Origin of the sequence: Pseudomonas sp. Sample_24, from assembly GCF_004307605.1 — a bacterium.
Classification (GTDB): domain Bacteria; phylum Pseudomonadota; class Gammaproteobacteria; order Pseudomonadales; family Pseudomonadaceae; genus Aquipseudomonas.
This window is the reverse complement of the sequence record NZ_RCNW01000109.1, coordinates 1-9,450: the sequence shown is the minus strand read 5'-3', so window position 1 is coordinate 9,450 and position 9,450 is coordinate 1. Positions and strand designations below refer to the sequence as shown.

General features: G+C 60.2%; 10 protein-coding genes. 8 read left to right on the top strand and 2 right to left on the bottom strand.

The features are described 5' to 3' along the window. On the top strand, positions 1–155 hold a 155-nt coding region (locus D8V06_RS05290), incomplete at its 5' end, for a Rid family hydrolase (RefSeq protein ID WP_241667779.1). Between the two features lie 68 nt (positions 156–223). After that, positions 224–964: a hypothetical protein gene (locus D8V06_RS05285; RefSeq protein ID WP_130930557.1), complete on the top strand. Its 741-nt coding sequence runs from the start codon at positions 224–226 to the stop codon at positions 962–964. Positions 965–1,098: 134 nt separating this feature from the next. Here D8V06_RS05285 and D8V06_RS05280 read toward each other — a convergent pair whose 3' ends face one another. Further along, positions 1,099–1,956: an SDR family oxidoreductase gene (locus tag D8V06_RS05280; protein WP_130930556.1), complete on the bottom strand. Its 858-nt coding sequence runs from the start codon at positions 1,954–1,956 to the stop codon at positions 1,099–1,101. A 293-nt stretch (positions 1,957–2,249) separates the two neighbouring features. Then, positions 2,250–2,945: a CatB-related O-acetyltransferase gene (locus D8V06_RS05275; RefSeq protein WP_130903855.1), complete on the bottom strand. Its 696-nt coding sequence runs from the start codon at positions 2,943–2,945 to the stop codon at positions 2,250–2,252. A gap of 570 nt (positions 2,946–3,515) precedes the next feature. Between D8V06_RS05275 and exbB the strand changes: the two genes are divergently transcribed. The 6 genes from exbB to D8V06_RS05245 all read left to right on the top strand — a co-directional run. Further along, positions 3,516–4,478: a tonB-system energizer ExbB gene (exbB, locus tag D8V06_RS05270; protein ID WP_056854174.1), complete on the top strand. Its 963-nt coding sequence runs from the start codon at positions 3,516–3,518 to the stop codon at positions 4,476–4,478. Between the two features lie 6 nt (positions 4,479–4,484). Beyond that, positions 4,485–4,913 carry a TonB system transport protein ExbD gene (gene exbD, locus D8V06_RS05265; RefSeq protein WP_056854175.1) on the top strand — a complete coding sequence of 143 codons (429 nt, stop codon included), beginning with the start codon at positions 4,485–4,487 and terminating at the stop codon, positions 4,911–4,913. Further along, on the top strand, positions 4,910–5,659 hold the full coding sequence (locus D8V06_RS05260) for an energy transducer TonB (RefSeq protein ID WP_130903795.1): 750 nt from the start codon (positions 4,910–4,912) through the stop codon (positions 5,657–5,659). The genes exbD and D8V06_RS05260 overlap by 4 nt, the downstream gene beginning before the upstream one ends. A gap of 176 nt (positions 5,660–5,835) precedes the next feature. Further along, a complete protein-coding gene (locus D8V06_RS05255) occupies positions 5,836–6,765 on the top strand; it encodes a hydrogen peroxide-inducible genes activator (protein WP_056854177.1) in 930 nt (309 codons plus the stop codon). A 9-nt stretch (positions 6,766–6,774) separates the two neighbouring features. Next, entirely contained in the window at positions 6,775–8,850 is a 2,076-nt protein-coding gene (gene recG, locus D8V06_RS05250; protein WP_130930555.1) for an ATP-dependent DNA helicase RecG, read from the top strand. Positions 8,851–8,928: 78 nt separating this feature from the next. Beyond that, on the top strand, positions 8,929–9,450 hold a 522-nt coding region (locus D8V06_RS05245; RefSeq protein ID WP_277751290.1), incomplete at its 3' end, for a YbaK/EbsC family protein.

Here is a 9,450-nt window from a genome sequence, read left to right as displayed (position 1 = left end):
ACATCTTCCTCACCGACCTGAGCCACTTCGCCAAGGTCAACGAGATCATGGGCAAATACTTCGACCAACCGTACCCAGCTCGCGCCGCTATCGGCGTGGCAGCCCTGCCCAAGGGTTCGCAGGTTGAAATGGATGCCATCCTGGTCATCGAGTAATGCGTGCGGCGCAGCCTATGGCTGCGCCAACGGCTCTGCTGTAAAGAAAGCTTGAAAGGATTCCACCCATGCGCAAAGCGCTTGCTCTTTCGCTGCTCGCCCTGTTCCTGGGCGGATGTGCCAGCGACCCTGCCGACCGTGATATCAGCGGCACCTGGATCAACCAGGTGGCGATTGACGCTGCATCCAAAGGCGTTCCCCTGCGTGAAGCGCTCCAGGCCTATGGCCCGAACCTGGAATGGGACGTCAACACCAAGGCCGGCCAGGCCCGCTACACCAATGGTTTTGAAAATGTCGACGGCAAGCTGCTCGGCGAAGAGTCCGGCGCCTGGAAAATCGACTTTTATGGCAGCTCCGGTAGCGAGCTCAAGCGCGACGGCAAACAATTGAGCCAGGCCGCCAGCGAAAACGAACCGGCCCAGGTCTTCGACCGTGCGTCGATTCCGGTACCGGATGGCGCTCCGATCGGCGCCAGCTTTGAACGCGCGCTGTATTCAGCCTACATGGGCGGCAGCTGGAAAGTCGTCAGCGGCCCCGGTGAAGGCAATACCGTGCAGTTCCAGGCCGACGGCCAAGTGACCGGCCTGCCAGGGAGTGACCGCTATGCCCTGTGTCTGGCGGGTGATTGCGCATCGATGAGCGGCGGCAACGACAACATGTGGCTGCAACTCAACGGCCAGGGAAATGCCTGGATCTTTGCCCGCAAAGGCAAAGAACTGGAAATCTTCCAGACCGTGAACACCGCGCAGGCGGATGAAATGCCCCAGTTCACATCGGGTGATCGCAAGTGGTTGCTCGAGAAACAATAAGCAACCCATTGAAAGCCACCCGCTTGTAGGAGCCGGCTTGCTGGCGATAGGGCCTTCAAATTCAACATCTGCTTTGAATCTGATACTGCTATCGCCAGCAAGCCGGCTCCTACAGGTTTTCGGGTGACTGAACGTCAGCTGCGGCCTTCAAGAATGGCTGCATAACCTTCACGAAAGCTCGGATACTTTGGCGTCCAGCCCAACGCTTTCGCCCGTGCATTGCTGCAGCGCTTGCTGCCCGTGCGCCGCACGCTGGCATCATCGGCCCATTCGGTCACACCCAGATACTCGCGCAACCAACCCACTACATCCGCCAACGCTGCCGGTGCGTCATCGACGCCAATGTAGACGTCATCCAGCTTCACTGCGCGCCGATCCGCCTCAAGCAGGCACGCCATCAACCCAGCGGCGTCATCGGCATGAATCCGGTTGCCATACAGCGGAGGATCGACCGCCACCCGGTACCCGCGGCGGACCTGAGTCAGCAGCCATTCACGACCCGGACCGTAAATGCCGGTCAAACGCACGATGCTGGCTGGAATGCCGCTGTTGAGCGCGATCTGTTCGGCTTCGAGCATCACTCGCCCAGAGTAACCAGCCGCGATGGCCGGCGAAGTCTCGTCGACCCATTCGCCCCCCTGCTGGCCGTAGACACTGCTGCTGGACACGAACAACAGGCGATTGGGCACCTGCCCATAATCGTCGAGCCACTCCAATACATGCTGCAAGCCCTGGATATACGCGGCGCGATAACCCGCTTCATCGTGATCGGTGGCGGCTGCGCAATAGACCACGTAATCCACCGCACCGACCGGCCAGGTCTGCGGACAGTCCTTATTGAACAGGTCGCCGGCAACGCCGATGACACCCTCGGGCAAGCGCGAAACGTCACGCCGCAACCCATGGACCTCCCACCCGCCAGCCAGCAGTTGCGTGGCGAGACGGCTGCCGACATCACCGCAACCGGCGATCAAAACAGAAGGCGCGGACATCAGAAAAACTCCCCTTGGAAACGCACAGACTAGCCCCGGTAATGGACGAGCGGCTAGCAATGAAGGAAAAAAAGATATGGGTCATTTACATGACTCCAAAGAACGCAACCTGGTGAACCGGATAGCGGACGCAAGCACACGGCTGCTCAGCGCAGAAGACATTTGCGAGAAGCTTTCCATCTTTCGCTCTACCTTCGATCGCTGGGTATAGAAAGCGCCACCCAAATCGTCGGGTAGCCCTTTTTATTGTCGACGATCCGCCGGATCAAACGGGAGGGCATGAATTAAATGCTTTAGCCGGTCAGCTGACAGCCTCGCCTGGTCACTCTGATTTTTTGGTATCGCGCCGCGTTCGAAGCCGTAACTTGCTCTAACTGCTCCAGGCACGCCGAAGGTTCGTCGAGTGATAGTTGCTTCAACGCTGCAACGTCAATATCCCACCACCGGCTCGCCAACATACGTTCAACCAAGGCTGGCGAGTGCCTGAACCGGATAACCTTGGCAGGCACGCCTGCGACGATGGCATAGGGCGGCACATCCTCAGCCACGACTGCGCGCGTGGCAATAACGGCGCCCGTTCCAACCTTCACCCCTTCCAGAATCATGGCGTTGTGACCAATCCACACGTCATGGCCAACCTCCGCCATTTCAGCCCTGGCTTGGTAAGCGAGCGGCGATGCGGTGTACTGAAAGGGATGTGAGCTCAACCACCCAGTAGGGTGCGTGTACTTTTCCTGACCGATGATCACCCCCGAACCAATCGAACAAAAACGGCCGATCGACGACACCAGCAATAGATGACCACCGCTGCGAATGTAGGTATGGGCGCCAATATCGAGACGTGGTGAATCGATATCAATCCTGCCCAAGGTAACGCCGTCCTCAAGGATCAATTCAGTCTTTTTGCTCAGGGAGTTCAATCCGCCGGCGAGCTTGCAATTACGCCCCCTAATCCAGCGCTTCCAGTACAAATTCTTTAGATAACTCACTTTGACTCCCTCCTGGTGCTTGATGCGCAATGCAGATCCTGGAGAGCTATTTCATCAGGAAGCGGATGAGCGGTATATCAGGAGTTTCTGAAATGGCCTGCATTTGAATAAAGCTGCTGGCAGGCTCAGGTGTTTCTTTCGCCTGAAGACGGCACCTGCCAGATCGGGAGCGGAAAACAAACGCGCCATAACAACCAAGACTTTCCCCGTCCGCCGACGGAATATGCGCGTTTTTGTGTGCAAATTTTTGCGCGGTGAAACCTCGTCCCCAAATCAGGCCCGGACAAAAACTTCGGTTTTCATTTTTTGACGGCCACAACCGGGACGATATGGAAATCGGAAATGTTCACATTACGTCAACAACCAGCGCCAATATGCGCTGAAAATTACAGAAGTAGTTGCGATCTCACTCAAGAAAGACCAGGCAACCAGTCATCGCGGGACGTAAATAAAGTTACTCTATTACTTTTGTTAACAAGAATTACTTGCAATAATGCACGCCACTTTTGTTCTCGGCCCTTCGAGGCCTGGAAGAACATGACCCGTTTTTCTCTCTCAGGTCCGGCCAGCATGACACGCAATCAACTCCCCGCTTCGCCAACCAAACGACCTCGCGCCTGGAGCGCAGTGGCCGCCGTGCTGCTCAGCCTGATGCTGGCGCCGACCGCCGCCTTCGCAGACGCACAAGCGCCTGCCACCCCGGCCGCCGCCGCATCCACCCCGGCCGAAAACGCCGCGCCTGTCGCGATCGACCCGGCCCAGCCAGCAGCCGCTTCGCAAGCGCTCGGCGAAAACGTCCCTGAAGTCCTCGAAGCCGACAACAGCCTGGGCATGGCGCATGACCTGTCGCCATGGGGCATGTACCAAAACGCCGACATCATCGTGAAGCTTGTGATGATTGGCCTGGCCATCGCGTCGATCATTACCTGGACCATCTGGATTGCCAAAGGCTTTGAGCTGATGGGCGCCAAGCGTCGTCTGCGCAGCGAAATCGCCCACCTGAAAAAAGCCACCACACTCAAAGAAGCCAGCGCCTCTGCGACCAAGCCGGGCACCCTCGCCAACCTGTTGGTCCATGATGCCCTGGAAGAAATGCATCTGTCGGCCAGCAGCCGCGAGAAAGAAGGCATCAAGGAACGCGTCAGCTTCCGCCTTGAGCGTCTGGTAGCAGCTTGCGGCCGCAACATGAGCAGCGGCACCGGCGTTCTCGCCACCATCGGTTCCACCGCTCCGTTTGTCGGCCTGTTCGGTACGGTGTGGGGCATCATGAACAGCTTCATCGGTATCGCTAAAACCCAGACCACCAACCTCGCCGTCGTGGCTCCCGGCATCGCCGAAGCCTTGCTGGCAACCGCACTCGGCCTGGTTGCGGCAATTCCTGCGGTGGTGATCTACAACGTGTTTGCGCGTTCCATCGCCGGTTACAAGGCGCAGGTGTCCGACGCTTCGGCAGAAGTCCTGCTGCTGGTCAGCCGCGACCTCGATCACCAGCCTGAGCGCAGTTCGCATCCGCACATGGTGAAAGTGGGGTAATCGGCCATGGGCCTGCATTTGAAAGAAGGCGCAGACGACGATCTGGCCGAAAACCACGAAATCAACGTCACGCCGTTCATCGACGTGATGCTGGTGCTGTTGATCATCTTCATGGTGGCGGCGCCGCTGGCGACCGTGGACATCAAGGTCGACCTGCCCGCCTCCACCGCCAAACCGGCGCCGCGGCCAGAGAAACCGGTGTTCCTCAGCGTCAAGGCCGACCAACGGCTGTTCCTCGGCGACGACGAAGTGAAAGCCGATGCCCTTGGCGCCACCCTCGACGCCAAGACCCAAGGCAAGAAAGACACGACGATCTTCTTCCAGGCCGATAAAGGCGTGGATTACGGTGATCTGATGAGCGTAATGGACAACCTTCGCTCGGCCGGTTATCTGAAGGTCGGCCTGGTCGGACTCGAGACGGCAGCCAAAAAATGATCGAGACGCGCCATAAGTTGACGCGTTACAGCGGTAGCCTGGCCATCGTGCTGGGTGTTCACGCGCTGGCCATCGCGCTGGCGCTGAACTGGACCGCCCGCCCGCCCATCGAACTGCCGCCGCAGGCAATGATGGTCGAGCTGGCGCCGGTTCCTGCCCCGCCACCGCCGGCACCGCCAAAGGTGATAACGCCGCCACAGCCACCAGCACCGGTGGAAGAACTGCCCATCCCGAAGCTGGCCGAAGCGCCCAAAGCCGAGATTGCGGTACCCAAGCCCAAGCCGCCCAAGCCCAAGCCGAAACCACCCAAGCCGGTGGAGAAAAAGCCTGAGCCGCCGAAGGAAAAACCGTCCGAGGAAAAACCGAGCGACGCGCAACCGACCCAGGCACCTACGGAGAAATCCGCTCAACCGGCGCCCGGTCCGTCACCCGCACAAGTGGCGGCCAAGGCCAGTTGGGAAGGCACTCTGCTTGCGCACTTGGCCAAGTACAAGAAGTACCCGGCCAGCGCGCAATCGCGGGGCAAGGAAGGCTTGAACCGTCTGCGCTTTGTCGTGGATGCCGAAGGCAACGTGCTGTCGTTCGAACTGGTGGGCCGCTCCGGTAACGCCGATCTGGACCGGGCTACCCTGGACATGATCCGCCGCGCCCAGCCGCTGCCCAAACCACCGGCCGACATGCTGAACAACGGCTCCATCGAAATCGTTGCTCCGTTTGTTTATTCGCTGGAAAAACGTCGACGGTAAACGTTTCCCCGCGCTCATCGGCTCAAACCAGCCTGCAAGGCACCGAAAGGTGCCTTTTGCATATCTGGAAACGGCAAACACGCATTGCCCGGTGTCACTCAGCACATACTGTCTGATAACGTGCGTCTATCGATTGCAGCCGGTATGCTTGGCTCGCAACTTCATGGACGCTTGCTATGACTCTTACAGAATTACGCTACATCGTTACCCTCGCCCAAGAGCAGCACTTCGGCCACGCGGCCGAGCGTTGCCACGTCAGCCAACCGACCCTGTCGGTGGGCGTGAAAAAGCTTGAAGACGAACTCGGTGTGCTGATTTTCGAGCGCAGCAAAAGCGCCGTGCGCCTGACCCCGGTTGGCGAAGGCATTGTGGCTCAGGCCCAAAAGGTACTGGAACAAGCCCAAGGCATTCGCGAACTGGCACAAGCCGGCAAAAACCAGCTGACCGCGCCGTTGAAAGTCGGTGCGATCTACACCGTTGGCCCATACCTGTTCCCGCACCTGATCCCGCAACTGCACCGGGTCGCCCCGCAGATGCCGTTGTACATCGAAGAAAATTTCACCCACGTCCTGCGCGACAAGCTGCGCAACGGCGAACTCGACGCGATCATCATCGCGTTGCCGTTCAGCGAAGCCGACGTGCTGACGTTGCAGCTTTATGACGAACCGTTTTATGTCTTGATGCCGGCCCAGCACCCATGGACGCAAAAAGAATCCATCGACGCCAGCCTGCTCAACGACAAGAGCCTGCTGCTGCTCGGTGAAGGCCACTGCTTCCGTGATCAAGTGCTGGAGGCCTGCCCGACCCTGACCAAGGGCAACGACGGTGCCAAGCACACCACGGTCGAATCCAGCTCGCTGGAAACCATCCGTCACATGGTTGCATCCGGTCTCGGCATCTCGATCCTGCCGTTGTCGGCAGTCGACAGTCACCACTACGCCCCCGGGGTGATCGAAGTTCGACCGCTGTCGGCTCCAGTCCCCTTCCGCACCGTGGCCATTGCCTGGCGCGCGAGCTTCCCGCGTCCGAAGGCGATCGAGATTCTCGCTGACTCCATTCGCCTGTGCTCGGTGGCTAAACCCGCTGCACCGGTAACGGCCGGTTAAGCCAACGCCATGACCGAGTTGTCGCAAGTGTCGGTGACGGCACTCAAGGGTGTCGGTGAAGCCATGGCCGAAAAGCTGGCCAAGGTCGGTCTGGAAAATCTTCAGGACGTGCTGTTTCACCTGCCGTTGCGCTACCAGGATCGCACCCGCGTGGTGCCGATCGGTGCATTGCGCCCGGGCCAGGATGCGGTGGTCGAAGGCACCGTGAGCGGCGCCGACGTGGTCATGGGCCGCCGTCGCAGCCTGGTGGTGCGCCTGCAGGACGGCACCGGTGGGCTCAGCCTGCGCTTCTACCATTTCAGCAATGCGCAAAAAGAAGGGCTTAAACGCGGTACTCGGGTTCGCTGTTACGGCGAAGCACGCCCCGGCGCATCGGGATTGGAAATTTATCACCCGGAGTACCGCGCCATCACCGGCGACGAACCGCCGCCCGTGGACGAGACACTCACGCCGGTCTACCCGCTCACCGAGGGCCTGACGCAGCAACGTTTGCGTCAACTGTGCATGCAAACCCTGACCTTGCTCGGCCCCAGCAGCCTGCCCGACTGGCTGCCCAACGAACTGGCCCGGGACTATCAACTGGCGCCACTGGCCGACGCGATCCGCTACCTGCACAACCCACCGGCCGATGCCGATGTCGACGAACTCGCCCTCGGTCATCACTGGGCGCAGCACCGTCTGGCCTTTGAAGAACTGCTGACCCATCAACTGTCCCAGCAACGTCTGCGCGAAAGCATGCGTGCGCTGCGAGCGCCAGCGATGCCCAAAGCCACCCGGCTGCCCGCCAGATACCTGGCCAACCTCGGCTTCAATCCCACCGGCGCGCAGCAGCGGGTCGGCAACGAAATCGCCTACGACCTCAGTCAGCACGAGCCGATGTTGCGGCTGATTCAGGGTGACGTCGGCGCGGGTAAAACCGTGGTCGCCGCCCTCGCTGCGCTGCAAGCCCTGGAAGCGGGTTATCAGGTCGCGTTGATGGCGCCCACCGAGATTCTTGCCGAGCAACACTTCATCACCTTCAAGCGCTGGCTCGAACCGCTGGGCATCGAAGTCGCATGGCTGGCCGGCAAGCTCAAGGGCAAAAACCGCGTCGCCGCGCTGGAACAAATCGCCAATGGCGCGCCGATGGTGGTCGGCACTCACGCCCTGTTTCAGGACGAAGTGCAGTTCAAGAACCTGGCGCTAGTGATCATCGACGAGCAACACCGCTTCGGCGTACAACAGCGCCTTGCCTTGCGGCAGAAAGGCGTCGGCGGGCGGATGTGCCCGCATCAATTGATCATGACCGCCACGCCGATTCCACGCACATTGGCGATGAGTGCCTACGCCGACCTCGATACTTCGATCCTCGACGAACTGCCGCCCGGGCGAACCCCGGTCAACACCGTGCTGGTCACCGACACCCGCCGCGTCGAAGTCATCGAACGGGTGCGCAGCGCTTGTGCCGAAGGGCGTCAGGCCTATTGGGTGTGCACGCTGATCGAAGAATCCGAAGAGCTGACCTGCCAAGCCGCTGAAACCACCTACGAGGACCTGACTGCCGCGCTCGGTGAGCTGAAGGTCGGCTTGATTCACGGCCGCATGAAGCCGCTGGAAAAAGCCGCAGTGATGGCCGAGTTCAAGGCCGGCAACCTGCAACTGCTGGTGGCCACTACCGTTATCGAAGTCGGCGTGGACGTGCCCAACGCCAGCCTGATGATCATCGAAAACCCTGAGCGCCTGGGCCTTGCACAACTGCACCAATTGCGCGGCCGCGTGGGCCGAGGCAGCGCGGCCAGCCATTGTGTTTTGCTCTACCATCCGCCGCTGTCACAGATCGGGCGCCAGCGCCTGGGCATCATGCGCGAAACCAACGACGGCTTTGTCATCGCCGAAAAAGACCTCGAACTGCGCGGGCCTGGCGAAATGCTCGGCACGCGGCAGACGGGCCTGCTGCAATTCAAGGTCGCCGACCTGATGCGTGATGCCGACTTGCTACCCGCGGTGCGCGATGCCGCTCAAGCCCTGCTGGAACGCTGGCCCGACCATGTCAGCCCGCTCCTCGACCGCTGGCTGCGTCACGGGCAGCAATACGGCCAAGTGTGAGCACCGTCGCAGTTTCTATCAGCTCGTTCCTACAGAGCTGGTTATACTCCTGCAATTGTTTTGAACTGGATCCAGACCATGACCGACGCAGCCCTCGCTCCCGAACTTCCGCACGCACCGTCGGTTATACGGATGCTGCTAGGCAAGCTGGGCATTGCCTATGAAGAGGTCCTGGACCATCACGGCCTGAATCCGGCGCGCAAGGTGCAAGCCGTCCTGCTCGATGACGCCGTTGGCACGCTGATGGTGCTGTTTGCGCAAAATCAGTTGCTCGACCTCAATCGCCTTACCGAACTCACCGGTCGCCGCCTCACGGCCGTACCGACTGAGCGCCTGGAAAAAATGCTCGGCAAACACAGCCTGAGCCTGCTGCCAGGCCTGCCATCACTGACTACCTCGCCCTGCCTGTACGAAGAAAGCTTGCTGCGTGAGCCGAGCCTGCTGGTCAATTCCGGCGAGCCGGGCGTGTTGCTGGAGATCTCCAGCGAAGCGTTCAAATCCATGCTCAGCAAAGCCAGCGCCGCCAACTTCGGCGAAGCGCTGACCAGCATCCGCCCGAACCTCGACCGCCCCGACGATGACCGCGAGGAAATCACCCAG

Coding starts and splice junctions, on each gene's coding strand:
- D8V06_RS05280 (WP_130930556.1), bottom strand. CDS start 1,956: ATGTCCGCGCCTTCTGTTTTGATCGCCGGTTGCGGTGATGTCGGCAGC.
- D8V06_RS05260 (WP_130903795.1), top strand. CDS start 4,910: ATGATCGAGACGCGCCATAAGTTGACGCGTTACAGCGGTAGCCTGGCC.
- exbD (WP_056854175.1), top strand. CDS start 4,485: ATGGGCCTGCATTTGAAAGAAGGCGCAGACGACGATCTGGCCGAAAAC.
- recG (WP_130930555.1), top strand. CDS start 6,775: ATGACCGAGTTGTCGCAAGTGTCGGTGACGGCACTCAAGGGTGTCGGT.
- D8V06_RS05255 (WP_056854177.1), top strand. CDS start 5,836: ATGACTCTTACAGAATTACGCTACATCGTTACCCTCGCCCAAGAGCAG.
- D8V06_RS05285 (WP_130930557.1), top strand. CDS start 224: ATGCGCAAAGCGCTTGCTCTTTCGCTGCTCGCCCTGTTCCTGGGCGGA.
- exbB (WP_056854174.1), top strand. CDS start 3,516: ATGACACGCAATCAACTCCCCGCTTCGCCAACCAAACGACCTCGCGCC.